The organism is Megasphaera sp. An286 (genome assembly GCF_002163455.1).
GTDB classification, from domain to species: Bacteria; Bacillota; Negativicutes; order Veillonellales; family Megasphaeraceae; genus Megasphaera; species Megasphaera stantonii.
Genome location: NZ_NFIY01000010.1, coordinates 1 through 25,779, shown reverse-complemented (window position 1 = coordinate 25,779; position 25,779 = coordinate 1). Strand labels below are relative to the sequence as shown.

General features: G+C 55.7%; 30 protein-coding genes and 1 riboswitch. Of the genes, 15 read left to right on the top strand and 15 right to left on the bottom strand.

Translation table 11 applies throughout. The features are described from left to right. Nucleotides 1-47: 47 nt before the first annotated feature. Together B5F80_RS06040 and B5F80_RS06035 are read right to left on the bottom strand one after the other, a co-directional pair. Nucleotides 48-1,136 (bottom strand): dipeptide epimerase, encoded by a 1,089-nt coding sequence (locus B5F80_RS06040; RefSeq protein ID WP_087477924.1) that lies wholly within the window; start codon nucleotides 1,134-1,136, stop codon nucleotides 48-50. A gap of 32 nt (nucleotides 1,137-1,168) precedes the next feature. Continuing rightward, on the bottom strand, nucleotides 1,169-2,164 hold the full coding sequence (locus B5F80_RS06035) for a LacI family DNA-binding transcriptional regulator (RefSeq protein WP_087477923.1): 996 nt from the start codon (nucleotides 2,162-2,164) through the stop codon (nucleotides 1,169-1,171). 402 nt (nucleotides 2,165-2,566) lie between these two features. Between B5F80_RS06035 and uxaC the strand changes: the two genes are divergently transcribed. The 6 genes from uxaC (at nucleotide 2,567) to B5F80_RS06005 (ending at nucleotide 9,600) form a co-directional block, all read left to right on the top strand. Next, nucleotides 2,567-3,976, top strand: coding sequence for a glucuronate isomerase (uxaC, locus tag B5F80_RS06030; RefSeq protein WP_087477922.1), 1,410 nt, complete (start codon nucleotides 2,567-2,569; stop codon nucleotides 3,974-3,976). 27 nt (nucleotides 3,977-4,003) lie between these two features. Further along, entirely contained in the window at nucleotides 4,004-5,467 is a 1,464-nt protein-coding gene (locus B5F80_RS06025; protein ID WP_087477921.1) for a tagaturonate reductase, read from the top strand. Nucleotides 5,468-5,478: 11 nt separating this feature from the next. Then, complete coding sequence (locus tag B5F80_RS06020; protein WP_087477920.1) at nucleotides 5,479-6,969, top strand: altronate dehydratase family protein; 1,491 nt, start codon at nucleotides 5,479-5,481, stop codon at nucleotides 6,967-6,969. Nucleotides 6,970-6,981: 12 nt separating this feature from the next. Beyond that, entirely contained in the window at nucleotides 6,982-8,397 is a 1,416-nt protein-coding gene (locus tag B5F80_RS06015; protein ID WP_087477919.1) for a glycoside-pentoside-hexuronide (GPH):cation symporter, read from the top strand. A 130-nt stretch (nucleotides 8,398-8,527) separates the two neighbouring features. Continuing rightward, on the top strand, nucleotides 8,528-8,947 hold the full coding sequence (locus B5F80_RS06010) for an HIT domain-containing protein (protein WP_087477918.1): 420 nt from the start codon (nucleotides 8,528-8,530) through the stop codon (nucleotides 8,945-8,947). Nucleotides 8,948-8,958: 11 nt separating this feature from the next. Next, entirely contained in the window at nucleotides 8,959-9,600 is a 642-nt protein-coding gene (locus B5F80_RS06005) for a bifunctional 2-keto-4-hydroxyglutarate aldolase/2-keto-3-deoxy-6-phosphogluconate aldolase (protein WP_239386315.1), read from the top strand. 83 nt (nucleotides 9,601-9,683) lie between these two features. Here the strand turns inward: B5F80_RS06005 and B5F80_RS11190 are convergent, their stop codons facing one another. The 12 genes from B5F80_RS11190 to B5F80_RS05950 all read right to left on the bottom strand — a co-directional run bounded on the left by B5F80_RS11190 (nucleotide 9,684) and on the right by B5F80_RS05950 (nucleotide 19,334). After that, nucleotides 9,684-10,169, bottom strand: coding sequence for a hypothetical protein (locus B5F80_RS11190; RefSeq protein ID WP_143747165.1), 486 nt, complete (start codon nucleotides 10,167-10,169; stop codon nucleotides 9,684-9,686). Nucleotides 10,170-10,258: 89 nt separating this feature from the next. After that, complete coding sequence (locus B5F80_RS06000) at nucleotides 10,259-11,377, bottom strand: HAD family hydrolase (RefSeq protein WP_204246352.1); 1,119 nt, start codon at nucleotides 11,375-11,377, stop codon at nucleotides 10,259-10,261. 9 nt (nucleotides 11,378-11,386) lie between these two features. Further along, the gene (gene hisIE / locus B5F80_RS05995; protein WP_087477917.1) at nucleotides 11,387-12,082 is read right to left on the bottom strand and encodes a bifunctional phosphoribosyl-AMP cyclohydrolase/phosphoribosyl-ATP diphosphatase HisIE; all 696 of its coding nucleotides are present in this window, start codon (nucleotides 12,080-12,082) and stop codon (nucleotides 11,387-11,389) included. Next, nucleotides 12,082-12,843: an imidazole glycerol phosphate synthase subunit HisF gene (gene hisF / locus B5F80_RS05990; RefSeq protein WP_087477916.1), complete on the bottom strand. Its 762-nt coding sequence runs from the start codon at nucleotides 12,841-12,843 to the stop codon at nucleotides 12,082-12,084. Before hisF ends, hisIE begins: the two co-directional genes overlap by 1 nt. 1 nt (nucleotide 12,844) lies before the next feature. Continuing rightward, nucleotides 12,845-13,561 carry a 1-(5-phosphoribosyl)-5-[(5-phosphoribosylamino)methylideneamino]imidazole-4-carboxamide isomerase gene (gene hisA / locus B5F80_RS05985; RefSeq protein WP_087477915.1) on the bottom strand — a complete coding sequence of 239 codons (717 nt, stop codon included), beginning with the start codon at nucleotides 13,559-13,561 and terminating at the stop codon, nucleotides 12,845-12,847. 4 nt (nucleotides 13,562-13,565) lie between these two features. After that, entirely contained in the window at nucleotides 13,566-14,183 is a 618-nt protein-coding gene (gene hisH, locus B5F80_RS05980; protein WP_087477914.1) for an imidazole glycerol phosphate synthase subunit HisH, read from the bottom strand. Nucleotide 14,184: 1 nt separating this feature from the next. Then, entirely contained in the window at nucleotides 14,185-14,769 is a 585-nt protein-coding gene (hisB, locus tag B5F80_RS05975; protein WP_087477913.1) for an imidazoleglycerol-phosphate dehydratase HisB, read from the bottom strand. Next, complete coding sequence (gene hisC, locus B5F80_RS05970) at nucleotides 14,762-15,835, bottom strand: histidinol-phosphate transaminase (protein ID WP_087477912.1); 1,074 nt, start codon at nucleotides 15,833-15,835, stop codon at nucleotides 14,762-14,764. Before hisC ends, hisB begins: the two co-directional genes overlap by 8 nt. Next, on the bottom strand, nucleotides 15,828-17,120 hold the full coding sequence (gene hisD, locus B5F80_RS05965; RefSeq protein ID WP_087477911.1) for a histidinol dehydrogenase: 1,293 nt from the start codon (nucleotides 17,118-17,120) through the stop codon (nucleotides 15,828-15,830). Before hisD ends, hisC begins: the two co-directional genes overlap by 8 nt. A 17-nt stretch (nucleotides 17,121-17,137) precedes the next feature. Beyond that, nucleotides 17,138-17,773 carry an ATP phosphoribosyltransferase gene (gene hisG, locus B5F80_RS05960; RefSeq protein WP_087477910.1) on the bottom strand — a complete coding sequence of 212 codons (636 nt, stop codon included), beginning with the start codon at nucleotides 17,771-17,773 and terminating at the stop codon, nucleotides 17,138-17,140. Between the two features lies 1 nt (nucleotide 17,774). Beyond that, nucleotides 17,775-18,992 (bottom strand): ATP phosphoribosyltransferase regulatory subunit, encoded by a 1,218-nt coding sequence (locus tag B5F80_RS05955; protein ID WP_087477909.1) that lies wholly within the window; start codon nucleotides 18,990-18,992, stop codon nucleotides 17,775-17,777. Between the two features lie 135 nt (nucleotides 18,993-19,127). Then, complete coding sequence (locus B5F80_RS05950; RefSeq protein WP_087477908.1) at nucleotides 19,128-19,334, bottom strand: DUF951 domain-containing protein; 207 nt, start codon at nucleotides 19,332-19,334, stop codon at nucleotides 19,128-19,130. Nucleotides 19,335-19,523: 189 nt separating this feature from the next. Between B5F80_RS05950 and B5F80_RS05945 the strand changes: the two genes are divergently transcribed. The 7 genes from B5F80_RS05945 (at nucleotide 19,524) to B5F80_RS05915 (ending at nucleotide 24,139) form a co-directional block, all read left to right on the top strand. After that, nucleotides 19,524-19,808 carry a hypothetical protein gene (locus tag B5F80_RS05945; protein ID WP_087477907.1) on the top strand — a complete coding sequence of 95 codons (285 nt, stop codon included), beginning with the start codon at nucleotides 19,524-19,526 and terminating at the stop codon, nucleotides 19,806-19,808. Nucleotides 19,809-19,814: 6 nt separating this feature from the next. Beyond that, nucleotides 19,815-20,585 (top strand): DUF1700 domain-containing protein, encoded by a 771-nt coding sequence (locus tag B5F80_RS05940; RefSeq protein WP_087477906.1) that lies wholly within the window; start codon nucleotides 19,815-19,817, stop codon nucleotides 20,583-20,585. Beyond that, nucleotides 20,585-21,097: a hypothetical protein gene (locus B5F80_RS05935; RefSeq protein WP_087477905.1), complete on the top strand. Its 513-nt coding sequence runs from the start codon at nucleotides 20,585-20,587 to the stop codon at nucleotides 21,095-21,097. Before B5F80_RS05940 ends, B5F80_RS05935 begins: the two co-directional genes overlap by 1 nt. 146 nt (nucleotides 21,098-21,243) lie before the next feature. Further along, nucleotides 21,244-21,780 carry a rubrerythrin gene (rbr, locus tag B5F80_RS05930; RefSeq protein ID WP_087477904.1) on the top strand — a complete coding sequence of 179 codons (537 nt, stop codon included), beginning with the start codon at nucleotides 21,244-21,246 and terminating at the stop codon, nucleotides 21,778-21,780. Between the two features lie 148 nt (nucleotides 21,781-21,928). Continuing rightward, nucleotides 21,929-22,027, top strand: a riboswitch (SAM riboswitch). 130 nt (nucleotides 22,028-22,157) lie between these two features. Then, nucleotides 22,158-22,976: a MetQ/NlpA family ABC transporter substrate-binding protein gene (locus B5F80_RS05925; RefSeq protein WP_087477903.1), complete on the top strand. Its 819-nt coding sequence runs from the start codon at nucleotides 22,158-22,160 to the stop codon at nucleotides 22,974-22,976. A gap of 137 nt (nucleotides 22,977-23,113) precedes the next feature. Further along, complete coding sequence (locus B5F80_RS05920; RefSeq protein ID WP_087477902.1) at nucleotides 23,114-23,647, top strand: flavodoxin family protein; 534 nt, start codon at nucleotides 23,114-23,116, stop codon at nucleotides 23,645-23,647. A 15-nt stretch (nucleotides 23,648-23,662) separates the two neighbouring features. Then, complete coding sequence (locus B5F80_RS05915) at nucleotides 23,663-24,139, top strand: GNAT family N-acetyltransferase (protein WP_087477901.1); 477 nt, start codon at nucleotides 23,663-23,665, stop codon at nucleotides 24,137-24,139. 102 nt (nucleotides 24,140-24,241) lie between these two features. Here B5F80_RS05915 and B5F80_RS05910 read toward each other — a convergent pair whose 3' ends face one another. Next, on the bottom strand, nucleotides 24,242-24,709 hold the full coding sequence (locus B5F80_RS05910) for a SoxR reducing system RseC family protein (protein WP_087477900.1): 468 nt from the start codon (nucleotides 24,707-24,709) through the stop codon (nucleotides 24,242-24,244). 146 nt (nucleotides 24,710-24,855) lie between these two features. On the opposite strand from B5F80_RS05910, the gene trxA reads away from it, so the two are divergent. Together trxA and B5F80_RS05900 are read left to right on the top strand one after the other, a co-directional pair. Further along, nucleotides 24,856-25,167, top strand: coding sequence for a thioredoxin (gene trxA, locus B5F80_RS05905; protein WP_087477899.1), 312 nt, complete (start codon nucleotides 24,856-24,858; stop codon nucleotides 25,165-25,167). A gap of 13 nt (nucleotides 25,168-25,180) precedes the next feature. Further along, a complete protein-coding gene (locus B5F80_RS05900) occupies nucleotides 25,181-25,435 on the top strand; it encodes a TIGR03905 family TSCPD domain-containing protein (RefSeq protein WP_087477898.1) in 255 nt (84 codons plus the stop codon). The last annotated feature ends 344 nt before the right edge of the window (nucleotides 25,436-25,779 follow it).

Sequence of the window (25,779 nt, the reverse complement as noted above, 5' to 3'; positions counted from 1 at the left end):
ATACTCGTATTATTATAGGATATGGCAAAAGGCAGTGTCAACTGAAATTACAGTTCTTTCCACCCTTTGACGCCTGTAATGCCCAGGCCCGGCCGTTCCGGCAGGACGAGCTCATTCGCCTCATAGGATATGCCGCCTTCTACGGGGTCGCTGGCCATCAAATCGGCGGCGTCCAGGTCGTTTTTGACGAATACGGTCCGGCCGGCCGACAAGGCTGCCGCCGCCGTAATGCCGACCTTACTCTCAAGCATGCAGCCCATCATGCAGCCGACGCCGGCGCTTTCGGCCAGGGCCGCTATCTTTGCCGCCGGGCCCAGGCCGCCGGCTTTCATGAGCTTGACGTTGATGAGGTCGCAGGCCCGTATGGACAACAAGCGGAAGACGTCGCGGAGGCTGAAAGCGCTCTCGTCGGCCATGACGTCCGTATCGACATGATCCGTCACCTGCTTCAGCCCTTCGAAATCCCAGGCCGCCACGGGCTGCTCGACCAATTCGATGTCCAGTCCCGCATCCTCCATACGGCGGATGAGCCGCACGGCTTCCTTCGGCTTCCAGCCCTGATTGGCGTCGAGGCGGATGGAAATATCCGGCCCGACAGCCTGCCGCACAGCTTGGACGCGCCGGAAATCTTCGGCTCCGTCGAGGCCGACTTTGACCTTGATATGGCGATACCCGGCGGCGACGGCACGGCGCGCGTCGGCGGCCATCACGGCGGGCTCGTTGACGCTGACCGTCAAATCCGACACGACGCGGCATCTCGCCCCGCCGAAAAAGCGGTGCAGCGGCATGCCGTACCGCTGGCCGAACAAGTCGTGGACGGCTATATCCAGAGCGGCCTTAGCCGACGTATTGTGGACCATAGCCGACTGGATAGCCTGCAATATCTCTTCCCTGTCGTCGATATCCCGGCCGACGAGCTTCGGCCCGATCGTATGAAGGATCGCCGCCGCGACGGACTCGTGGCTGTCGCCGGTAATGACGACCGTCGCCGGCGCATTGCCGTAGCCGACGGAACCATCGTCAGCCCGCACCTGCACGATCAAATCCTCTGCCGTATCGACGCGCCGCAGGGCCGTTTTAAAGGGCGTCTTCAAGGGAATGCTCACCTTCCCAACGCGTATATCCTGAATTTTCATATATCCTGTCCTCGTTTCTCCGCCCCTATCCCTTACAGGCGGAAGCTTTCTCGTTCTACCAGATCGGCGCTGAATTCCGTCCGCACCGGCACGGCGTCTCCGCCGTTTTCCGTCAAGGTAATCACCAAATTGACGGCGGCGGCGCAGAGACTGGCCAGCTTATTGTCTACGCTCGACAAGGTCGGCGTAGCGCACTGGGCCAGAATCGAATTGTTCCAGCCGACGACGGGCACGTTCATGCCGCTGCGCAGCATAGCCCGCTGGGCGCCGACGGCCAGCACGTCTTCCGACGTCAGAATGGCGTCGAATTCGCACTGCGATGCGACGAGGCGGTCGACGCTGGCTTCCGCCGCCTCGAGAGTCCGCTCGATCTGGCAGATCCGCTCGTCCGACACGTCCAGTTTCAATTCCCGGCAGCCCTGATAAAATCCGTCGAGCTTATGGCGGCCGCTGTAGGTCAGGAAATCGTATAAATACGCCGGCTTGCGGCATCCCTTTTCCGCCAGCGAATGGACGAGCTTGCGCATGCCTTCCTTTTCATTGCAGACGACGCTGTACATGTTCGGCAGATGATAGTCGCAGTTGATCGTAATGACCGGGACAGATTCCGCGACCTGCTGCAGCTGCCGTATATCCTTTTCCGACGAAAAGGGCGTGCCGATCGTGATGATGGCGTCGACGTGCTTGGCCGTCATATCCGTGATGTACTTGCTGTTGCGGCCCCGGTCCTCGCCCGTATTGGACAGCATGACGTCCAGGTTGTGGCGGCGCAGGCCCTCTTCCAGCAGCGACACGGCGCGGGCATAAAAAATATCGGCTACATCCGTACAAATTACGCCGACGATTTTCATGGAATCAAGGCCCAAGCCGCGGGCAAAGGGATTGGGCTTGTACCCCATGTCCTTCATGACTTCCAGAATGCGGGCCCGGGTCTTTTCGCTGACGCGGCTGCTGCCGTTGAGCACCCGCGATACCGTAGCGATAGACACGCCGCACTTCTGGGCAATATCGTAAATCGTTATATTCATGAACGTATCATTCCTCTTGTATTGCTCGTAAAATCTCGCTGCCGCAGCCTCTGCCGCGGCGCTTTATCATATTATAGCATAAAAATGGAAATGGAATAACTTATTCATTGTAAGCGCTTTATGCGAGAGCTATTTTTTACGCTGTCCAGAGAAAAAATCCCCTGTTTTTCCAGGATATATAGCGAAGAGGAATCTATTTTTCAGACTTTGATAGTTTTTTTCACATAATTTCCAATGAGATAAACGCATGAAAACGCCTTATTTTTTCTATTCCTATACAATTGCGGCATATTGCGTTGACAACCATGTTCTTCCGTAGTACATTTACAGTAACAAATGTAAGTGCTTACAATAAAGTAAGCGGAGATACCGTCGAAAACATGAAAGGAGACGCATTACATTATGAAACAATTCATGGACAAAGACTTTTTATTAGAAACGGAAACGGCTCGCCGCCTGTTCCACAACTACGCTGAAACGATGCCGATCATCGATTACCACTGCCACATTTCCCCTCAGGAAATCGCAGAAGACCGCCATTTTAACAGCATTACGGAGGTATGGCTCGGCGGCGACCATTACAAATGGCGTCTCATCCGCTCCAACGGCACGCCGGAAGAAAAGATTACCGGCAAGGAATCGACGGATTTGGAAAAATTCGTCGAATACGCGAAAGCGCTTCCAAGAGCCATTGGCAATCCCCTCTATCATTGGAGCCATTTAGAGCTGCAGCGCTACTTCGGCATTACCGAACCGCTCAATGAAAAGAACGCCGAAGAAGTCTTCAAAAAGTGCAATGCCAAGCTGAAAGACGCCGACATGGGTGTCCAGGGCCTCATCAAACAGTCCAACGTCAAGGTCATCTGCACGACCGACGACCCGGCTGACGACTTGAAATGGCATCAGAAGCTGAAAGAAGAACAGACCTGCAGCGCCAAGGTATACCCGGCTATGCGCCCGGACAAACTGCTGAACATCGATAAGGCCGGCTACGCTGAATACATGGCCCGCCTCGGCGAAGCTGCCGGCGTGGAAATCAAGACCTTCGCCGACATCCGCACGGCCATGGACAAGCGCATCGCCTTCTTCGAAGACATGGGCTGCCGCGCTACGGACCACGCTCTCGAATACGTATTCTGCCGCCCGGCCAGCGAAGACGAAGTCGATGCCATCATGACCAAGGCATTCAGCGGCGAAGCCGTAACAGTTGAAGAAACGGAAGCCTACAAAACGGCTGTCCTCACCTATTTAGCCGGCGAATACTACAAACGCGGCTGGGTTATGCAGCTCCACTTCGCGACGCTCCGCGACCTGAACACGGAAATGTACAAAAAGCTCGGCCCCGACACGGGCTTCGACAGCATCGCCGCCGGCAACTGCGGCAAGGGCCTGGCAGCCTTCCTCGACCATCTGCATGAACTGGGCATCCTGCCGAAAACGATCCTCTACTCGGGCACGCCGTCGGACAACGCCATGATCGGCACGATTATCGGCTGCTTCCAGGGACCGGAAGCCCGCGGCAAAATCCAGCAGGGCGCAGCCTGGTGGTTCAACGATACGAAACAGGGCATGATCGACCAGATGACCAGCATCGCCAACCTGTCCGTCTTCGGCAACATCCTCGGCATGCTGACCGACTCCCGTTCCTTCCTGTCCTACGCCCGCCACGAATACTATCGCCGCATCCTCTGCAACTGGATCGGCAATCTCGTAGAAAACGGCGAATATCCTAACGACGAAGACGCTCTCCGCCAGCTCGTCGAAGATATTTGCTACAACAACGTAGCGGCCTACTTCGGCTTTAAGATGTAAATTTCAGCACAGGAGAAGGACAGACCTATGAAAAATGTAAGCGAACTCTATACGCGCCCGTCCCGCCCGGTTAAGATACTGCAGTTCGGCGAAGGCGTGTTCCTCCGGGCCTTTGCCGACTACGCCGTCGACATCGCCAACGAAGAAAACAACTTTAACGGCAACATCGCCGTCATCCTGCCCCGCTCGGGCAAGACGGACCGCTTTGCCAAACAGAACAACATCTACACCGTCTGCCTGCGCGGCCAGCAGGACGGCCAGGTATATAAGGAAAACCGCGTCATAACCTCTATCGATTCGGTCATCAGCGCCCGCGACGAATACGACGCCTTCATGGCCCTGGCTCATGAAGACGCCCTGGAATTCGTCATTTCCAATACGACCGACGCCGGCATCGCATACAACGAAGCCGACCAGTTCTCCGACTGCCCGCCGTCGACCTTCCCGGCCAAGCTGACGAAGTTCCTCTACGAACGGTATACCTATTACCAAGGCGACATGCAGAAGGGCCTGGTCATGGTGCCGACAGAATTAAACGACGACAACGGCCAGCTCCTCAAAAGCTGCGTCCTCCAATACGCCGCCCTGTGGAACTTAGACGACGCCTTTACCGCCTGGCTCGCTTCGGCCTGCCGCTTCGTCGACACTCTCGTCGACCGCATCGTCGCAGGCTACCCTGCCGGCAATATCGACGCCATTCAGGAAGAGCTGGGCTATGAAGACGCCCTCCTCGACCAGGCCGAGCCGTTCTCCCTCTGGGTCATCGGCGACCCGTCCTTAGCTGATAAATTTACCATCGGCTCCGACAAATTCCACGTCGAATTTACCGATAATATCCAAGCCTTTAAAGAACAGAAAGTCCGCATCCTGAACGGCGCTCATACGTCTATGGTCCTCGGCGCCTACCTGTCGGGCCTCGATTACGTCGGCCAGTGCATGGCCGACCCCGTCGTCCGCCGTTCCCTGGATCAGACGGTGTTCGGGGAAATCGTGCCGACTGTCGACTTGCCGCGGGAAAAGGCAGAAGCCTTCGCCAAGGCCGTATACGAACGGTTTGAAAACCCCTTCGTCAACCACGCCCTGCTGGCCATTTCCCTCAACTCCATTTCCAAATGGAAGGGCCGCGTCCTGCCGACCTTCAAGGACAGCGTCGCCGCCACGGGCAAGCTGCCGAAATGGCTGACCTACTCCTTAGCGGCCCTGCTGGCCTTCTATCGCTCGACGGAAGAAGGCGACGGCTGCCTCATCGGCTCCCGCGCCGCCGGCAACACCTATGAAATCCACGATGACGCCGCTAAACTGGCCTTCATCAAGGAAAACGCCGCCAAGCCAACGGCTGAATACGTACAGGCCGTCATGAGCCGCAGCGATTTCTGGGGCGAAGACTTAACGGCCATCGCCGGATTTGCCGACGCCGTAGCGGCCCACATCGACCGCATGGCCGAAGTCGGAGTGAAGGCCCACATCGAAGAGCTGGGCCGGGACGCATGAGGAGACAGACTATGGCAGTATTCCAAATACATGAAAAAGACAACGTAGCCGTTGCCGTAAGCCCTGTCGCCAAGGGCGAAACCGTTACGGTCGGAGCTAAGACCTTCACCGTCTTAGCTGACATTCCCGCCGGCCATAAAATCGCCGTCGTCCCCATCGCCAAGGGGCAGGACGTCGTCAAATACGGTTTTCCCATCGGCACGGCCAAGGAAGACATTCCCGCCGGAGCCTGGGTCCACACGCACAACGTGCAGAGCAAGCTCGGCGACCTGCTCCATTACACCTACGAGCCGGAAAAAGCCGACCGCCGGGAACTGACGACGGACAAGACCTACGAATTTCTCGGCTACAAGCGTCCTGACGGCACGGCAGGCATCCGCAACGAAGTGTGGATTATCCCGACAGTAGGCTGCGTCAACGGCATCGCCCGGGCCGTCGAGGAGGCGTCCCAGCCGTTTAAAACGGAACGCATCGACGGCATTTACGCCTACAGCCATCCCCACGGCTGCTCCCAGCTCGGCGACGACCAGCTCCATACGCAGAAGGTGCTGAGCGGCCTCGTCCACAACCCCAACGCCGGCGCCGTCCTCCTCCTGAGCCTGGGCTGCGAAAACAACCAGGTCGACCTCATGAAAGAGGTCATCGGCGAGTACGACCCCGATCGGGTCAAATTCCTCGTCTGCCAGGACGTAGAAGACGAAATCGCCGCCGGAACCGCTATTGTCAAGGAATTGTGCGCCTATGCCGACCAGTTTTACCGCCAGCCCTGCGACGCGTCGCTCCTGACCATCGGCTTGAAATGCGGCGGCTCCGACGGGTTGTCCGGCATTACGGCCAATCCCCTGGTCGGAGAAATTTCCAACCGCCTCGTCGCGGCCGGCGGCACGTCGATCCTGACGGAAGTGCCGGAAATGTTCGGCGCCGAAACGCTGCTCATGAACCGGGCCCGCGACGAGGAAGTATTCGATAAGACCGTCTCCTTGATCAACGATTTCAAAGAATACTTCATGAGCTACGGCGAAAAGGTAAACGAAAACCCGTCGCCAGGCAACAAGGCAGGCGGCATTACGACGCTGGAAGACAAATCCCTGGGCTGCGTCCAGAAAGGCGGCCGGGCCATCGTCGAAGACGTCTTGTCCTATGGCGACAGGGCCGTCAAAAAAGGGCTGAACCTTCTGCAGGCACCGGGCAACGACTTAGTCGCGTCCAACGCCCTTGCCGCGGCGGGAGCCCACATGGTCCTGTTCACGACAGGCCGGGGCACGCCCTTCGCCTGCCCCGTACCGACCATTAAGATTTCCAGCAACAGCAAATTGGCCGGATTTAAAACGAATTGGATAGACTTCAACGCCGGAACGATAGCGGAAGGCGAAGCAAAGGATAGTATAGCAGACCGTTTTTTCCAGTACATCCTCGACGTCGCCTCAGGCAAGATCCACGCCAAGTCGGAAAAACTGGACAAGCACGAATTGGCTATCTTTAAGAACGGCGTTACCTTATAAGGAGGAACTATTATGAGCGAACAAGCAACGGCGGCCGTCGGAACGGACGCCGCCAAAACGGGCCACGTCAAACTGTCGTGGCGTGAAAAAATCTGTTACGGCTTCGGCGATTTTGGGAACGGCTTCATGTTCGACTTGGGCCAGGCCTATTTGACGAAATACTGGATCGACGTCTGCACTATCCCCGCCGGCGCCGTAGCCGGGATCTTCGCCTTCACGAAGATCTTCGACGCCTTCATGGATCCTATCGCCGGTTCGGCTATCGACAGCCGCAAAAACATCGGCCCCCGCGGCAAATTCCGCCCGGTCATGATGATTTCCAGCATCATCCTCGCTATCCTCACGGTCATTACCTTTACGATGCCGGAAATTTCCACAGCCGGCAAAATCCTCTTCGCCTACGGCGCTTACATGGCCTGGGGCCTGGTTTATTCTTTCACGAATATCCCCTACGCATCGTTAGCCAGCGTCATGACCCGCGACGTCGAAGAACGAAGCCAGATGGCTACGACCCGTCAGGCCGGCTCCATCGGGGCCCAGCTCATTACGGGCATCGCCTTCGTCCCCATCGTACTGCTCTTTGACCAGCCCCATCACGGCTTCTTCGTAGCTTCCATCGTCATGGCTGTCGTCGGTGTCCTCGGCTTTGCCATCTGCTACTTCAACTGTCACGAACACGTTCCCGTCAAGAGAAATACGGCGAAGGAACAGAAAGCGAAATTCTCGGACTACATCAAAATCGTATTTACCAACAAGCCGTTATTGTGCATTATCTTGATGACCTTATTCACGATTTCCGCCATGAATACGAACAACCAGATGATGATCTTCTTCTGCCAGTATAACCTGGGCCACATGGGCCTGCAGCCTGTCGTCAACGGCATCATGATGGGCTGCTCGGTCATCGGCATCCTGCTCATTCCGAAGCTGGTAAAGATGTTCGGCAAGAAAAAGACAGCCATCGGCGGCCTGCTCATCGGCTGCGCGGCAGACATTCTGAACTTCGTCATCCCGACGAACCTCTATTCCTTCATCATCCTCGTCACTATCGGCTATGTCGCCCTTGCGATTCCGAACGGCATTACGTGGGCCTTCGTCTCCGACGTCATCGACTACAGCGAATGGCACAACGGCATCCGTAAAGAAGGCATTACCTACGCGGCCTTCAACTTCTCCCGCAAAATCGCCCAGGCCATCGCCGCCATCGTAAGCTCGGGCATCCTGGTCCTCACGGGCTATGTAGCCAACGCCGTACAGAGCGAAATGACCCTGACGGGCATCAAGGCCGCCATGACCTTGTACCCCGGCGTCGCCCTCGGCATTGCCGCCATCATCCTGTACTTCTTCTACGGTTTGACAGACGACAAATTCAAACAGATTGCCGAAGACCTGAACAACGGCAAATGGGAACACGGCACCATCGAATAATCTTGGAAAATAGATTGAAATTATTGGGAACTATCTGATATAATACTAGTATACAAGTTTATACAGGAAGGGCCGACGCCGCATTCGCCGGCCTTCCCGTATTCTTTGTATCCATAGGAGGAGATTGGTTATGATCGACACCCACTGCGGATATTGCGTAAAAGGCGAGCCGCTGGCGAAGTTCGGCATCTACATCTGCGACTTGTCCGTCAGCATGCTCATCTTATTCAAGGAACAGAGCCATCCCGGCCGCTGCATCGTCGCCTATAAGGGCCACATCAGCGAAATGACCGACATGAGCGCCGAAGAACGCCATGCCTTTTATGACGACGTAGCCCGCGCCGCCAAGGCCATTCACGCGGCCTTTCATCCTGACAAGGTCAACTACGGCTCCTACGCCGACACGGGCTGTCACCTGCACGTCCACCTCGTGCCGAAGTACAAGGACCAGTTCGAATGGAACACGACCTTCGAGATGAACCCGCAGCGCGTCTTCCTGACCGACGAAGAATACGCAGACATGATTGAAAAGATCAAGCAGAATGTATAGGAGGAACTCACATGATGGATAAGATCGACGTAGTAAAGAAAATTCAGGAAGTCGGCGTTTGCGCCGTCATTCGCGGCAAAGACGCGGAAGAAGCCATGGCTATGTCCGACGCTTGCATCGCCGGCGGCGTCACGATTATCGAATTGGCCTTCACGACGCCTCAGGCTCATGAAGTCATCGCCGCGTTGTCCAAGAAATATGCCGATAACCCCGACGTCGTCATCGGCGCCGGCACCGTCCTCGACGCCGTCACGGCCCGCATCGCCATCTTAAACGGCGCGCAGTTCATCGTTTCGCCGTCCTTCGATTTGGAAACGGTCAAGCTGTGCAACCGCTACCGCATCGCAGTCATGCCCGGCACGACGACCCTCAACGGCGTCATCGCCGCTCTCGAAGCCGGCGCCGACGTCATCAAGATCTTCCCGGGCGAAATTTTGGGCATGAAAGCGATCAAAGCCATCCACGGCCCCATTCCTCAGGCTCCTCTCATGCCGACAGGCGGCGTCAACGCCGAAAACGCCGGCGAATGGATCAAAGCTGGCTGCGTAGCTGTCGGCGCAGGCGGAGCGCTGACAGGCGGCGGAAAAACGCCGGCTGAAATCACCGAAGCGGCTAAAAAGTTCATCGCTTCCGTCAAAGCAGCTCGTCAATAATTCCGATACCACATTCCTTTATATATTTTCTCTCTCTCAGCAAGCAAGGACTGGCACACATAAACACGTGCCAGTCCCTGTTTTTACTTAGTTTCTTCTAAACGTGAATTTTGTTTTTGATATTTATAAAATTCTTGTTTTGCTGTATCAATTACCTTTCTATACAGGTCCTTATATTCTACAAGATCTGTTCCATAAACAAAATTTCCCGTATATTTAAATGGATTTAAATCAGAAGAATAAATATCTCCATGCGAAGCCATCCCTCCTTTTCCAACAATTAAGCAATTGTTACAGGGATTTACATAAAAAATCACATAAGATCCTAAATGAGAACCTCCCGAACTACAATAAGCTACAGGAATTAACCCAAAATCTTTAAATACACGCATAGAGTATGCAGCATTTTTAGAAACCAGTCCGTTTTCTAAAGTCATATCAGCCATGACCCAACCGTTATATGGAGAGTATCCTTCATTTTTATTTATTGTTACAGAAGTTCTAGCAAAACAAATTCCACTTACCATTAGAAAAAAAGCGCAACAAAGAAAAACGATTCTTTTCACCATCGTCTCTCACCTCACTATCAATGGCCAGATATAAATACATAGAAAATGCATTAGAAAAATGATCAACTCTATTATTCTTAAATAGGGTATTATTTTAATATATTCAATATATCTTCAACAGAATCGACAATGTAATCGGCCTTCTCCGCTTCGAACATAGCCCGCGCCGCCGGGCCGTCCAGTCCCGTAAGCGTTCCGATCATGACGGCTCCCATGGCCTTGGCGCACCAGATGTCAGCCATGGAATCACCGACGATGTAGTACTCGCCGTCCTTGAACTCATCAGGGCGGCTGACATACTCGGCATACCGCTCAGGATAGGTACCGAAGGCCCCGGCATAATAGGCGAAGGGATTCGGCTTGTCAAGGGACAGGCCCAGCATCTTCGACGCTTCCTCTACGTCCGTATAGGTCGCCACGTGACGGGGATCGAATTCTTCGTCCCAATGATAGGCCGCAAAGGGCACGGCCATTTCCATGTACGACCGGCCTGTAGCAATGGCCAGGGCATAGCCGCGCCGCTTCAGCTCCTGAAACATACGCCGTATGCCCTCGGCCGTTCCCAAGGGGACTTCACGGCGCAGAAATCCCTCCTTCCCTGGCGCATAGGGCGTTTTGCCGTAGGTCTGTTCATACAATTCGTCGCCGAAATACCATTCCTGAAAGGCTTCAAAGTGCCGCTGCCATAAGGGGGAATCGAGAGCCGACCATGGCGCGACAATCCCCAAGGAGGCTTCGATGGCTTTCGTCAAATACGCGAACACGTCATCCTTGCCGGCATCGTCCGGCACGGCTCCGGCAAGGCGCTCCATGACCGCTGCGGCGTCGGGAACGGCGTACCCTTGCAGCCGCCGGCCCAGGGCGCAGACGTCGGCCATCGATTCTATGACAATATCGTCCAGCGAATGGCCGTCGGCCTTGTATTGCTCCAGCAGCATCCACAACGTCGCCGCGATATGGGCGTGGGTCATGTCCCAGTTGCTGTTGACGCCGTGTTTCTTGAGCCAGATCAGGATGGCGTCGTCGAGCCAAAAGCGGGCTCGCAGGGCGTCGATTTCTTCGTCTGTCAGCTCCGCCCTGACCGTTTCATGGCCCAGATTCATAAACGACGGGCTGTAGTACCATTCCCATACCGTCAGGGCCGACACGTCGAAATAGCGTTTTTCGCTGAGAAGCACGCCGTCTACGTCAAAAATAACAGTTTTCATGATGACTCCTTAAAAGGTCTTATCTAAATGCCCGACCGTTTTCTTATTTCCCTTGACGTGGGACCGTTCTTCCAATACGGCCATGACGTCGTTGACGCTGACGCCGGCCGCTTCCCACAATACAGATAGGTGATAGAGCAAATCGGCCGATTCCTTGCATACTTCCAGGCGCAGGTCGGCGCCGTCGCCGGCGTCGGCGTTTTTGGCGGCAATGATGACCTCCGCCGATTCTTCGCCGATTTTCTTGCAGATCTTATCCATGCCGGTCTGGAGCAAATAGGCCGTATACGATTTTTCCGTCGGATGAATCTTCTTTTCTTCAATTTCGTCGCGCAAATCGGACAGCATAGACAGGCTGCCCGCATACGTCCCGTCCCAGCCGTCGAGGCGGCGGAAGAAGCACGACTTGCTGCCCGTATGGCAGGCCGCGCCGATCTGGTCTACGACGACCAGAAGCGTGTCGGCGTCGCAGTCGACAAAGATATCCCGTACCTTCTGGAAATGGCCCGACGTTTCGCCCTTATGCCACAGCTCCTGCCGGCTGCGGCTGTAAAACCACGTTTCGCCGCTTTCGACGGTCTTTCGCAGCGATTCGGCGTTCATATAAGCGACCATGAGGACCTTGCCGCTCCGCCCTTCCTGCACAACGGCCGGCACGAGGCCCTTGTCGTCAAATTTTATATCCGTCAAACGTACTGTTTCCACTATTCTGCTCCTCTCATGGCGACGCCCTGTTCGCTCAGGTATTTTTTCAGCTCGGGAATCGGAATCTGCCCGAAATGAAAGACCGACGCCGCCAAGGCGGCATCGACGCCGACGTCAAAGACGCGCTTGAAATCTTCCATCGTGCCGGCTCCGCCGGAAGCGATAATCGGCACGGGCAGCTCCGTCGCCAGACGGCGGTTCAGCTCTAAATCAAAGCCGGCCTTTTCGCCGTCGGCATCCATGGAATTCATGCAGATTTCCCCAGCTCCCAGGGCCACGCCCTGCTTTGCCCAGGCAATGGCATCGATGCCCGTATTTTTCCGGCCGCCTTCGACGTAGACCTGCCAGCCGCCGCGGCCGTCGCGCTTGGCGTCGATGGACAAGACGACGCACTGGCTGCCGAAGCGCAGCGCCGCCTCGCGGATGAGGTCGGGCCGCATCACTGCCGCCGAATTGACCGACACCTTGTCGGCCCCGGCCCGCAGTACCTGATGGAAATCGTCGATACTGGCGATGCCGCCGCCGATCGTAAAGGGAATGTCGATAGCTTCAGCTACGGCCCGGACGACGTCGATGAAGATATTCCGCTTTTCATGGGTCGCCGTAATATCGTAGAAAACGAGCTCATCGGCACCCTGCTCCGAGTAAAATTTCCCTAATTTCACCGGGTCGTCTACGTCGCGTATATTTTTAAACTGCTTGCCCTTGACGACGCGGCCGTCGCGCACGTCCAGGCACGGTACGATTCGTTTGGCCAGCATCCTACATTCCCCCTAACGCCCGGATTTGAGCTATTGTGACTTTCCCCTCGTACAAGGCCTTCCCCGTAATAGCCCCGTAGACCTTCATGGCCTGGAGCTGCTTCAAATCGTCGATGCCGCTCACGCCGCCTGAGGCGATGAGGCGGATGAAGGGCAGCTGCTGCAGCAGGGACAGCATTTCCATGTTCGGCCCCGTCAGCATGCCGTCGCGGCTGATGTCGGTGTACACGATGGTGTTGACGCCGATGGACAAGAGGAAATGGGCAAAGGGCAGGACTTCCTTATCGCTGCCGTCTACCCAGCCCCGCGTCGCCACCATGTCGCCCTTGGCGTCGATGGAAACAGCCAGGGCCGAGCCGTATTTCTTGGCCATGTCCGTAATAAAGGCGGCGTCTTCTACGGCCTTGGAGCCGATGATGACCCGGTTGACCCCTTCTTCCAAATACGTTGCAATCGCTTCTTCGCTGCGGATGCCGCCGCCTACCTGGACGGGAATGTCGACGGTGTCGCAGATGCGGCCAATGACGTCGGCATTGCGGCGATTGCCGGAAAAAGCGCCGTCCAAATCGACGACATGCAGGAACATAGCCCCTTCATCGCGCCACTTGACGGCCGTCTTTACGGGGTCGTCAAAGTAAGTCGTGCTGTCTTCCTTCACGCCCTGGCGCAGGCGGACGACCTTGCCGCCTTGTATATCTATCGCCGGAAATACGATCATAGTCTCATCCTTTCTCTTGTACGTACGCAATGACATTCTGCAGGAGCCGCGCCCCTACGGGGCCGCTCTTTTCGGGATGGAACTGAAATCCCAGGACGTTGTCCCTGCCGCAGATAGCCGGCACGGCCTGTCCGTAATCGGCCGTAGCGATGACGTCAGGCGAATCGGCAGGCGACTTATGATAGGAATGGACAAAATACACGTAGGGATGGGCCGGAAGCCCCTTCTGCAGCCAGTGGCTGCCGCGGAATTCCAGCTCGTTCCAGCCCATATGCGGCACCTTCAGCGCCGTGCGGAATGGCACGATGTCGCCGGGCAGAAAGCCGAGGCAGTCGTATTCGCCGCCTTCGTAATCCTTTTCAAACAACGCCTGCATGCCCAGGCATACGCCCATGAAAAACTTGCCCGCCCGGACCTGTTCTTCCAGTACGGGAATGAGCTCGAATTTCTTCAGGTTCGCCATGGCGTCGCGAATGGCCCCGACGCCGGGCAGCTCGATGAAATCGGCCTGCCGGATGACCGCCGGGTCGCGGGTAATGTCGACGGCCACGCCCAGGCGCTTCCAGGCGTTGTACACGTTGGCCAAATTGCCAACTTCGTAATCAATAACAGCTACCTTCACGCTACAGCACCCCCTTCGTAGACAAGACGGCCGACTCGTCGCCGCTGAGCGACACGGCTTCGCGCAGGGCGTGGCCGAGGGCCTTGAAAACCGATTCGACGATGTGGTGGGCGTTTTCGCCGTAGAGATTCGTCACGTGCAGGTTCATGCGGCCGTGGACGGATAAGGCGTAGAGAAATTCCTTCAGCATTTCCGTCTCGAAGGCGCCGATGCGCTCGACATTCAGCTTCACGTCGTATACCAGATAGGGCCGTCCGCTCAGGTCGACGACGACGCGGGTCAGGGCTTCGTCCATGGGGCAGTAAAACATGCCGTAGCGGCGGATGCCCTTTTTGTCGCCCAAGGCCTGAGCCAGCGCGCCGCCCAATACAATAGCCAGATCCTCCACGGTGTGATGGGTGTCTACATCCAAATCGCCGTGGACGTGGAGGGTAATATCCATGCCACCGTGGCAGGCCAGCAAATTCATCATGTGGTCGAGAAAGCCGATGCCCGTCGTACCGGCAAAGGTTCCCGTACCGTCTATATTGAGAGAAAGGGCAATCTGCGTTTCCGCCGTTTCCCGTTCTATCTGGGCGCTACGCATGGCCGACCTCCTTTCGAATCACTTCGACAACTCTTTGTACGACGTCCCTCGTCGTAACGGTAATGCGCAGGCAGTTCTGCAGGGCCGCGGCCTTGTAAAAGCGGACGCAGATGTCGGCCTTCTTCAAGGCATTGACGACGGCCGGCCCGTCGGGCACCCGGATGAGGACGAAGTTGGTCACGCTGTCGTATACGGTGACGCCGTCTATCTGCTTCAGCTCCGCCGCCAGATACTCGCGGGCGGCAATGGTCGGCGGGATGTTATGGGCCAATATCACATCGCGGTATTTCATGGCCGCCAGCGCCGCAATCTGCGCTAAATTACCTACATTGTAGACCAGCTTGACCAGCGACAAGGCGTCGATGACATCCTTCTGCGCCACGGCGTAGCCGACGCGGACACCGGCCAACCCAAAGGCCTTGGACAAGGTGCGGATGACGATGAGGTTGTCGTAATCGGCCAGCTTGGTAATGATGCTGTCGCTGCCGGCAAATTCGATATACGCTTCGTCGACGACGACAGGATTCGGCGAGGCCTGTAAGACCTCTTCCAAGAACGACAGAGGCAGGAGCTCGCCTGTCGGGTTATTGGGATTGCAGAGTACCGTCAGCTTCGGCTGCAGCTCCTGTACAGCCTGCAGCAAGGACTTCCTGTCGCGCGAAAAGCCCGGCAAGTCGGGAATCTCTACGACCTTGGCCCCGACGATTTGGGCGTCGATGCCGTATATGTCGAAGGTCGGCCCGTGGACGAGGACCGTATCGCCTTCGTTCAAAAAGGTATTGGCAATGATGCTGATGATTTCATCGCCGCCGCAGCCGACGAGGACTTCCTCAGGCCGGCACGACACGTATTCGGCCAAGGCCGCCCGCAGCTCCTCGGCGAAAGGATCGGGATAGTGATACGACGGCGTTTGGCTCAGGCGGGCCAAAAATTCCGCCTTCACTTCGGGAAAATCAAATATATTATAAGGACTTTCGTTGGCGTTGATGACGGTGCGCTCCTTGATTTCCGGGACGACGTAGGGCTCGAAGGAACGTATCGTCCGGCGTAGCCATTCTTTATTCATGGTCCATCCTCCTCTTTACAGCCAGCCCGTGAGCTTGCAGGCCTTCGACATTGGCAAAGGCCATGACTTTTTCCGCGACGGCTTCAAAGGCTTCCTTATCGTACTGCAGCAGGCTGCTGCGCTTGACGAAATCGTACACGCCCAGAGGCGACGAAAAGGCCGCCGTCCCCATCGTCGGCAAGGTATGGTTCGGCCCGGCGAAGTAGTCGCCGATGGGCTCCGGCGTATAGGGGCCGATGAAAATCGCGCCGGCGTTGACGATATCTCCAGCCAGAGTTTCAGCGTCGGCCGTATCCAGCTCCAAATGCTCCGGCGCAATGAGGTTCATGACCTCGACGGCCTGGTTCATATCCTTCGTCACAAAAATCTTTCCGTACTGTTCTACCGACGGCGCGGCAATATCCCGCCGCGGCAATTCGTCGAGCTGCCGACGGACCTCTGCTTCTACTTTTTCCGCCAAGGCTCGGCTCGGCGTGACGAGGAAAACCGCCGCCCGCGCGTCGTGTTCTGCCTGGGCCAGCAGGTCCGCCGCCACCCAGACGGGATTGGCCGTATCGTCGGCCAGCACGCCGACCTCGCTCGGCCCGGCGATCATGTCGATGCCGACGGTACCGAAGACGAGGCGCTTGGCCATGGCTACGTAGGCGTTGCCCGGCCCGACGATTTTAAAGACCGGCGGGATGGATTCGGTGCCAAAGGCTGCCGCGGCAACGCCCTGGGCTCCGCCGGCTTTGTAGATTTCCGTCGCGCCGGCGACGCGGGCCGCCGCCAAAATATAGGGATTGACGGAGCCGTCCTTCTTGGGCGGCGTAAAGACGGCAATAGACGGCACGCCGGCGACGTGAGCCGGGATGATATCCATGAGCACCGTCGACGGATAGGCCGCCGTGCCGCCGGGAACGTACACGCCGACGCGCTGTATCGGCGTAAACTTCGCCCCTAAGCGCACGCCGGGGCGGAACGTATCCATCCACGTCGTCTCGACCTGCCGTTCGTGATACGTCCGGATATTGGCCGCCGCCTCTTCCAACACAGCCATGAAGTCGGATCCAACAGCCGCGACGGCCGCGTCGATTTCTTCTTCCGTTACGAGAAACGAATCGAGAAAGGGCCCGTCAAATATGGCCGTAAATTCCTTCAGGGCTTCGTCGCCCCGTTCCTGCACAGCCTGCAAAATATGTTCTACTCTCTGGCGAATGGCCTCGCTTTCCGACTGGTTCCGCGCCGTAATCGCCCGGACCTGCCGCAGCGTCAGCCCTTCTTCAGGAACTTCTATCCATTCCACTGTCCATGCCCCCTCGCTTATGCTTCCAAATCCTTCTCTTTGACGACGTCGACGAGACGCCGTATGTCTTCGTATTTCATCTTAAACGACACGGGATTGCAGATCATGCGGGCGCTGAAATCCATGAAATACTCGACGACCTCCAGGCCGTTGGCTTTCAGCGTATTTCCCGTCTCGACGATATCGACGATGACGTCGGCCAGCCCCACGATAGGCGCCAGCTCGACGGACCCGTTCAGCTTGATAATATCGACGCTGCGGTGATTCTGCTCGAAATGGCGGCGGGCGATGCGGGGATACTTCGTGCCGACGGTAATGCGCTTCGTCATATCCACGGGCTTGCCGGCAATGGCCGCGACGGCCATGCGGCAGCGGCCGATGCCCAAATCGAAGATTTCGTACACGCCGGCTCCCGGCGCTTCTTCCAGCAGGACGTCTTCGCCGACGATGCCCACGTCAGCCGCTCCCCGTTCGACGTAGACGGCTACGTCCGGCGATTTGACGAGGGTCACCTTGAGCGTTCCCGTACTGTCTTCAAAAATCAGCTTACGGCTGTCGGCGGTATAGGTCGGAAAGGCATAGCCGCTTTCCTGCAAATAGGCCATGACCGCCTTGTGTATGCGCCCCTTAGCCAGGGCAATGTGAATTGCCATCTTAAAGCCCCCTCATCGCGTCTTCCAGGTCTGCCGCCGTCACGGCCCGGCCGTCCTTGTAATACGAGCCGCCGCGGTATACGGCGTGAATGCTGTAATCGCGGCTGTCGATAAAGGACGATTCGGGATAGGCCGCCACGCGGAATCCCTGGCTGCGCCAGCGCATCAAATCGCGGACCATGACCTGATCCGACGCCGCGTAGGAAACGGCCAGCTGGAACGACGGCTCTGTTTGCGCCAGCAGGCCGGCGTCGTTCATGAATTCGTACAATAAGTTGATGTTCATGCCGAAGCCGCAGGCCGGCCGGTCGATGCCGAACTGGGCCGACAGCGTATCGTAGCGGCCGCCGTCGATGACGTCGTACAGCGCGCCGTCGACATATACCTTGAACACCATGTCCGTATAATAGCCCAGCCGGCTGGCAAAGCCAAAGTCGAGCTGCACCTTGTCGGCAAAGCCGGCGTATAAAATATAATCGTAGATTTTTTCCAGCCGCGCCAGGGCGTTGAGCATGCCGCTGTTCAGGCAATAGTCCTTCGCCTTGCCCAGGGTCTGGGCGTACGGTCCGAACAGGACCGGCAGCGCTTCCAGGGCGCAGCGGGCGTTTCCCGGCAGGGACAAGCCGCTCAGATAGCGGCGCAGGGCGACGAGATTGCGGTCGGCCAGATAGGCCCGCAGCCGGTCCTTCTCCGCTTCCTGCAAGGGCAGGGCGTCGAACAAGGCCTGCGTATACGCTGCGGTGCCGATGTCGATGCGGATGTTTTCGACGCCGACGGCCTTGAGGATTTCCGCGGCCATGACGATGACCTCGCCGTCGCACTCGGGGCTCGGATCGCCGAGGATTTCAATGCCGCCCTGCAGGAAATCCTTGCCGTAGGTGCTGCGGCCGAAATATTCCCGAAAGACGGTGCTCACGTAACCGAACTTCAGCAGCTGGTTCGGCCGGGGAAACTCCCGGGCCGCCGACTCTACGAGGGGCAGCGTCACGTCGGGACGCAGGACGAGGACCCGTCCGTCCGTATCGACGGTCTTTACCATCTGCCGGCGCAGGTGCGGAAAAAAATGCTGATATACGTCGTAATCTTCAAAGCTCGGCGTCTCGACGATCTTGCAGCCGTGGTTCATGATTACGGAAATAATCTTTCCCTGAATTCGGTCATAATTGCGCATTTCGTCATGATGAAGCATTTTCACCCCATCAAGCGTATTCGGTTTCATCGCATGACCTCCTTTTACGTCTGTCTATTTTGCTTTATTACTTTATCAAGGTAAATCGATAAAGTAATGGCTGACATAAATTGTAACACACTGGAGGCGAAATAAAAATACCTTTTCTTAAAAATTTTACTTTTTTTACACGTCTTCTTCGGCTTGTTTTAAAATTTTCTTCACGGCCTTTTCAAACTTCGGCCGGGGAATCATGACCCGATGGCCGCAGCCGCAGCAGCGGATGACGAAATCGACGCCGATACGCATGACCTCCCATTCGTTTGAGCCGCAGGGATGGGGCTTTTTCATCTGCACGACGTCGCCGATATGATACCGAATAAAATTTGCCATATACATTCTCCTTTTCTGATAAAAAACGATAGTATATATAGTATATAGGGTAACGCCCGAAAAGGATAGAGAAAAAGAGGCCCGGCAGCCCTTCTATTCCCTTTTCGCCCTCCCTGTGGTAGTATATTGGATAATAGCCGGCCTATCGAGCCCCTATCTTTTTTTTATTTTCTGCAAGGAGGCACCGACTTGACACCGAACTTACAAAAACTGCGCTATACGTATTTGCTTCTCTATACCCTCGGCGGCGTCTGCACGCTCATGACCCTGGCCCTGCTGATCTGGGTCGCCGTTTGTATCGCCCTGGAAGCCGAGCCGTTGGCGGCTATTTCCTTCTTATCCCACTTACCGACGCCCCTGCGCTTCGTTATCATCATCGCCGTCATGGCCATTTCCATCGCCGCCTGGCAGTACGGCGCCAAATACCACCAGCAGTACGAAGCGGCCCTGAAGCAGCGCCGCACGGAAAGGTAAAAAACCATGAGAAAGACGGAATTCATGGACCTCTTGAAGTATTACTTCCGCCGCAGCGACAAGACCGATTTGAAAGGGATCTTGGAAGACTGCGAAGAACAGTTCCGCCTGGGCGCGAAAAAGGGCCTGACGGAAGAAGAAGTATGCGCCAAACTGGGCCATCCTAAAAACATATACCGCTACTATATCGGCAAACCCATCGTGCCGGAAGACAATCTCAGCATGACCGGCTCCGCCGACGCGCCGGCGCAGGAGGCGCCCGAGGCTGCCCCTGCCAAGGCGTCCCAATTCTACGATTGGGAAAAAGACCCGGCCCATCGCCGCCCCAAAATCCGGAAAGCCTACTACCCCATGCCGCAGCCCGAGCCGCCCCGAAACTACGATGCTTACGCCGAAGGGCCCCAGCGTCCTAAGGCGAAACGGCCTGCGGAACGGACAGCCGATGAAGACGAGCTGCAGTGGAATGACAAGGCCGCCATTCCCCAGGCAGCAAAGGCCATTGCCAGCCCCTTTCTAGACATATTCGGGGCCTTATTCAATATCGTCAGCACTATATTGTTCTTCGCCTTTGCCCTGGCGCTCCTCGCCTCCATCGCCGTATACAGCCTGCCGCCGTATATCTTCTCGGATCTGCTGCCCCTGCCGACGCTGTCCGTCTCGACGATGGCCTTCGCCGTCCTGGCCCTGCTGTTCGCGGCCCTGACCGCGTCGTACGCCAGCCAGGCCTGCCACCGCACGGCCCGCAATGCCAGAAACCCGCAAAGGAGGGACGGATAATGGGAAAAGTCGTCATATGCCTCGTCCTGACGCTGGTCTTTTCCTTTCTCAGCGTCCAGTCGTTCCTGAGCAACGACTACGCCCGCCTCCAGCGCTGGCTTGCCTATTATCAGGAATACAAGGTCTTCGAAGAAGCGGTCAAGCGGGGAAACGCCTCAAAGGCCGAGCTCTTCGAACGGCTGAAAACGATGTATCCCGGCCAAGTCAGCGAGCTGGAAACCCATCTCAAGGAAAAGTACGGCGACCTGACCGACACGGCGAAAGATACGCAGAGCACCTTGTCCGACACGCTGAACGACACCCTCGAAACGTTCTCCTCGTCCCACGCCGACATCGACGCCATAAAAAAGGAAGCCGAAAGCAGGCTTTCCTCTAAGGCCGAAGATGCCGAACAGGCCGTTTCCGAGCCGAAGCGTTCCGTATCCCGCGAAAGCAGCAAGGACACGGAATCGAAACACACTGACGATGCCAAAGAGCCGCGGCGCTCTGAGTCGGACACAGTGAAAGAATAATTTTTTTCATATTTTATTAAAAAATAATTATTATCCATTGATTTTATTTTGCAAATAGAGTATAATGTACTCAGAGGTCAGGAAAGAGACCTGACAAGAGGCAGCACAGGCTGCGAGTTTACGTATGAAATTATGGAGGTATCGATATGGAATTAAAAGGAAGCAAAACTGAAAAAAACTTAATGGCAGCATTTGCCGGCGAATCCCAAGCAAGAAATAAATACACCTATTATGCAAGCGTAGCGAAAAAAGCCGGCTACGAACAGATCAAAGCCTTCTTTGAAGAAACAGCCAACAACGAAAAAGAACACGCTAAAATCTGGTTCAAACTGCTCAACGACGGCATGCCGAACGACATCGACGCGCTGAAAGATGCCGCCGCAGGCGAACATTACGAATGGACGGAAATGTATCCGACCTTCGCAAAAGAAGCCAGAGAAGAAGGCTTCGAACACATCGCCTACCTGTTTGAAAAAGTAGCGGAAATCGAAAAACACCATGAAGAACGCTACCTGGCCCTCTTGGCCAACATCGAAAACGGCACGGTCTTCAAGAAACCGGCGACGAAAACATGGGTATGCCGCAACTGCGGATTTATCGTCGAAGGCGAAGAAGCTCCGGAAGTATGCCCGGTCTGTGCCCATCCGCAAGCTTTCTTTGAATTGAAAAACGATAACTACTAAACCACCATATATAACGAGACACCATCACACATCCAAAAGCGGAGGCAGGAATCCTGCCTCCGTCTTTTGTCGTCGGAAAAATTCTGCTGCCAAAACATTGACATTCGGCACAAGAGATGGTATGATTTTTATCAACAATCATATATTGATTTCATCAAGAGCAGCCGAGGGAATGGCCCTATGACGCTGCGGCAACCCCCAAATGGGATAGGTGCCAAGTCCAGCGGATACATCCGACAGATGAACACATACGTAACCAAAGCCGTCATCTGTCGACGGCTTTTCTTTTTACCCGTATCATCGCCGGCCCATCCTATGGCAGGCCATCCTGCCTCTTGCCATGTGATTGATTCAGTATCAGAAAGGATGAACAACTCATGAACTCTTCTATCAAAAAACTCCTTGCTGCGGCCCTCATCGCCGCGACCTGCGTATTTGCCGCCGGCTGCGGCAGCTCCGACAGCGGCTCGGCCGACAAAAAGGAAATCGCCATCGGCGTAACGGCCGGCCCCCATGCGGAAGTCATGGAACAAGTAGCTAAAGAAGCAGAAAAACAAGGCCTGACCATCAAGGTCGTCGAATTCAACGATTTTGTACAGCCCAACAAAGCCTTGGCCGAAGGCGATTTGGATATGAACTCCATGCAGCATCAGCCCTACCTCGACAACGTCGTCAAAAACCAGGGCATGAAGCTGACCTCTATCGGCAAGACCATTATCCTGCCCATGGCCGTATATTCCCACAAATATAAAAACATCAGCGAAGTCGCCGACGGCGCTAAGGTTACCATTCCGAACGACCCGACCAACGGCGGCCGCGCCCTCCTGCTCCTGCAGCAAGTCGGCCTCATCACCCTTAAAAACGGCACCTCCGTCGACGCCTCCGTACCGGATGTCGTAAACAATCCGAAGCACCTCGAATTCATCGAGCTCGACGCCGCCCAGATTCCCCGTTCCCTCGACGATACGGACTTGGCCTGCGTCAACACGAACTACGCCATCCCGGCCGGCTTAAACCCGCAGAAGGATTCCCTCCTCGTAGAAGACAAGGATTCGCCGTACGCTAACATCATGGTCGTCCGCGAAGATGAAGCCAATAACGAAACGTATAAAAAAGTCCTGGCTATCTACCAGTCTGAACCGATTAAAAAATTCATCAACGAACACTTCCAAGGCACGATTCTCCCGGCATTCTAAGAGAAACGGACATCGAGCCACCACGGCATAGCCCCTCGCGGCTATGCCGTTTTTAGTTATACGCTTATACGCTGCAGGAAATAATATAGTATAATGAAATAGTAAAAGGAAACTACGCGTTAAGGAGATGACAGCTGATGAAACACATCGTAATCCTATCGGGCAGCCCCAGAAAAAACGGAAACACGAACCTCTTGTGCCGCCAATTTCAGCAAGGAGCCGAGGCGGCGGGCCACAGCGTACGCTTTATCCCCCTGGCGGAAAAACGCATCGGCTTCTGCCGGGCCTGCGACGCCTGCATGCGCAATGGCGGAGCCTGCATCCAGAAGGACGACATGGCAGACATCCTCGGCGCCTTCCAGCAGGCCGACGTCGTCGTACTGGCGACGCCCGTCTATTTTTACGGCGTCAGCGCTCAGATGAAGGCATGTATCGACCGCACCTATCCCATTTGGCAGCATCTCGGCCGCAAGGAAGTATACTACATCGTCTCCGCCGGCCTGGGCGAAGACATCATTGCCCGCTCCCTCGGCGACCTGGACGGATTTGTCGAGCACTTCGAGCAGTATGAAATCAAAGGCCGCCTGTACGCGTCCAACGTCATGGAAGCCGGAGCCGTCCGCACCCAGCCGGTCATGGAAGCAGCCTACCAGGCCGGCCTTCACGTATAGAGCAGGAGGATACTGATGGAATCATTACGATACAGAAAAGCCCGGACCGAGGATATGGAAGCCGTCATGGCCCTGCAGACCGCCGTCTTTCACGGCGAGCAGCTCATCCCTCTGGACGCCGTTGAAGCCTTTCTAGCCATGGAGCCCCAGTGCTGGGTCGCCGAGCTGGACGGCGTCATCGTCGGCACGGCCGCCGCCTGGCATGAAGGCGGACAGCTTCACTGGGGCCGGTTCCTCGTGACAAACGCCCTGCGGGGCAGGCACATCGGTACGAAATTAGCGGCCTTTACCTTTGCAGAACTCTTCGCCCAGGGAATCGATTCTATTTTTATGGAAGCCCGCGACACGACTGTCGCCATCGTCGGCAAGATGGGCGGAACCGTCGCAGGAGATCCCGTCCCCTTCTACAAAGGCACGGTCACGCCCGTATGGATCACGAGAGCAGCCTTTGCCCGATGCAGCCAGGAAATGCAAAATGGATGCTCCTCGTAATATACAAGAAAGCATCCACAAGCTGCGGTTTCAGCCGCAAGCCATGAACCGGCCCTCCGAATGCCGGTCCCACGAATGCCGGTCCCACGCCTGGCAGTCCTATTATGAATTATTTTGCTGTGATTTTCCCGGCCAATCGTCCATTTCAATAGTCTGTTCTACGATGATTTCCGTAATTTCCGCCATCGTGTTGGCTTCACGGACCTTTTTCTCGTAGCGTTTGAGCAGCACGGCGCCGACGACGCCGCCGAAAATCATGCCGGCGAAGGCCGACAGTTCCTTAGCCCAGCCGAGGGTTTCGCCGTTTACGTAGCCGAAAGCACCCCAGATGAGGACCATCAGAAGGGGCATACCGAAGCACATAGCTCCGCCGACGCCCATCTTTCCGTCAGGAATATTAAATCGTACATATTGCCCTTTAATCGCTCCAATAGGGTTCTTCGCGTCGATCAGGGCGTTGTTTTTGCAAATCATGCCGCTGCACGGCGTATACAAATTATTGCGGTTCGTCCGCAGCTTGACCATGCCGTTGTCAAATACGGTGTCGACAACTCCCGTTCCAGTTCTCATAGGTATCTCCTTATCTGAATATCAAGTGTAACTGCCCTTATTATAACTTACTTTTACCAGCCTGAACAGATATATATTTGTCAAATCCATCCTTTTTTGGTATACTATAGATGTCTTTGAAAAATCTATCCCAAGGAGTGATATATATGGCAGTAACTACGATTACAGCAGCGAATTTTCAGCAGGAAATCCTCTCGGCCCAGGGCGTCGTCCTCGTCGATTTCTGGGCCGCCTGGTGCGGGCCGTGCCAAATGCTTTCGCCCGTCGTCGATGAAATCGCCGAAGAACAGCCCCAAATCAAGGTCGGCAAGGTAAACGTAGACGAACAGCGGGAACTGGCGTCGCAGTTTCAAATCGAACTCATCCCGACCCTCGTCGCCTTTAAGGACGGCGCGGAAATAGGCCGCCTCGTCGGCGTCCATCCCAAGGAAAGCATCCTGGCATTAGTGAAGAAATAAGGAGGCCTCGGTCATGTACAGCTATACCCCTGCGGGAGTATGCTCCCAGCAAATCTTTTTTGATCTGGACGGCGGCGTCGTCAAAAACGTCCGCTTTATCGGCGGCTGTCCCGGCAACTTGCAGGGCATCAGCCGCCTCGTCGAAGGCATGGACGCGTCTGACGTAATCCAGCGCCTCGAAGGCATCCAGTGCGGCGGCAAGCCCACGTCCTGTCCCGACCAGTTCGCCAAAGCCCTGAAGCAGGCCCTAGCAACGGAACACAACTGATTTATTCTATGCTAAAAAAAGACGGTACCGCGATTTCCGGCAGTGAACTGACCCCCAAATGTTAGACCAAAAAATCTAACGATTGGAGGTCAGTTTTTTTATGGCAAAATACAGTTACGAATTTAAGAAGCAACTGGTATCAGAATACCTGGACAATCAGGGAAGCTACGCTTCCATTTCACAAAAACATGGCCTGTCGAGCAGTTGCCAGTTAAAAACGTGGGTTGCTGCCTACAAAAATTGGGGGATAATGGGTTAAAACGATCTCGATCCCGGAAAGAATACTCTTTCGAAGAAAAGCTTTCTGTGGTAGAGTCTTACTTAACAAGCGAACTCTCGTATCA

Coding starts and splice junctions, on each gene's coding strand:
- B5F80_RS06040 (WP_087477924.1), bottom strand. CDS start 1,136: ATGAAAATTCAGGATATACGCGTTGGGAAGGTGAGCATTCCCTTGAAG.
- B5F80_RS06035 (WP_087477923.1), bottom strand. CDS start 2,164: ATGAATATAACGATTTACGATATTGCCCAGAAGTGCGGCGTGTCTATC.
- uxaC (WP_087477922.1), top strand. CDS start 2,567: ATGAAACAATTCATGGACAAAGACTTTTTATTAGAAACGGAAACGGCT.
- B5F80_RS06025 (WP_087477921.1), top strand. CDS start 4,004: ATGAAAAATGTAAGCGAACTCTATACGCGCCCGTCCCGCCCGGTTAAG.
- B5F80_RS06020 (WP_087477920.1), top strand. CDS start 5,479: ATGGCAGTATTCCAAATACATGAAAAAGACAACGTAGCCGTTGCCGTA.
- B5F80_RS06015 (WP_087477919.1), top strand. CDS start 6,982: ATGAGCGAACAAGCAACGGCGGCCGTCGGAACGGACGCCGCCAAAACG.
- B5F80_RS06010 (WP_087477918.1), top strand. CDS start 8,528: ATGATCGACACCCACTGCGGATATTGCGTAAAAGGCGAGCCGCTGGCG.
- B5F80_RS06005 (WP_239386315.1), top strand. CDS start 8,959: ATGATGGATAAGATCGACGTAGTAAAGAAAATTCAGGAAGTCGGCGTT.
- B5F80_RS11190 (WP_143747165.1), bottom strand. CDS start 10,169: ATGGTGAAAAGAATCGTTTTTCTTTGTTGCGCTTTTTTTCTAATGGTA.
- B5F80_RS06000 (WP_204246352.1), bottom strand. CDS start 11,377: ATGAAAACTGTTATTTTTGACGTAGACGGCGTGCTTCTCAGCGAAAAA.
- hisF (WP_087477916.1), bottom strand. CDS start 12,843: ATGCTGGCCAAACGAATCGTACCGTGCCTGGACGTGCGCGACGGCCGC.
- hisA (WP_087477915.1), bottom strand. CDS start 13,561: ATGATCGTATTTCCGGCGATAGATATACAAGGCGGCAAGGTCGTCCGC.
- hisB (WP_087477913.1), bottom strand. CDS start 14,769: ATGCGTAGCGCCCAGATAGAACGGGAAACGGCGGAAACGCAGATTGCC.
- hisC (WP_087477912.1), bottom strand. CDS start 15,835: ATGAATAAAGAATGGCTACGCCGGACGATACGTTCCTTCGAGCCCTAC.
- hisG (WP_087477910.1), bottom strand. CDS start 17,773: ATGGCAATTCACATTGCCCTGGCTAAGGGGCGCATACACAAGGCGGTC.
- B5F80_RS05955 (WP_087477909.1), bottom strand. CDS start 18,992: ATGAAACCGAATACGCTTGATGGGGTGAAAATGCTTCATCATGACGAA.
- B5F80_RS05950 (WP_087477908.1), bottom strand. CDS start 19,334: ATGGCAAATTTTATTCGGTATCATATCGGCGACGTCGTGCAGATGAAA.
- B5F80_RS05940 (WP_087477906.1), top strand. CDS start 19,815: ATGAGAAAGACGGAATTCATGGACCTCTTGAAGTATTACTTCCGCCGC.
- B5F80_RS05935 (WP_087477905.1), top strand. CDS start 20,585: ATGGGAAAAGTCGTCATATGCCTCGTCCTGACGCTGGTCTTTTCCTTT.
- rbr (WP_087477904.1), top strand. CDS start 21,244: ATGGAATTAAAAGGAAGCAAAACTGAAAAAAACTTAATGGCAGCATTT.
- B5F80_RS05925 (WP_087477903.1), top strand. CDS start 22,158: ATGAACTCTTCTATCAAAAAACTCCTTGCTGCGGCCCTCATCGCCGCG.
- B5F80_RS05920 (WP_087477902.1), top strand. CDS start 23,114: ATGAAACACATCGTAATCCTATCGGGCAGCCCCAGAAAAAACGGAAAC.
- B5F80_RS05915 (WP_087477901.1), top strand. CDS start 23,663: ATGGAATCATTACGATACAGAAAAGCCCGGACCGAGGATATGGAAGCC.
- B5F80_RS05910 (WP_087477900.1), bottom strand. CDS start 24,709: ATGAGAACTGGAACGGGAGTTGTCGACACCGTATTTGACAACGGCATG.
- trxA (WP_087477899.1), top strand. CDS start 24,856: ATGGCAGTAACTACGATTACAGCAGCGAATTTTCAGCAGGAAATCCTC.
- B5F80_RS05900 (WP_087477898.1), top strand. CDS start 25,181: ATGTACAGCTATACCCCTGCGGGAGTATGCTCCCAGCAAATCTTTTTT.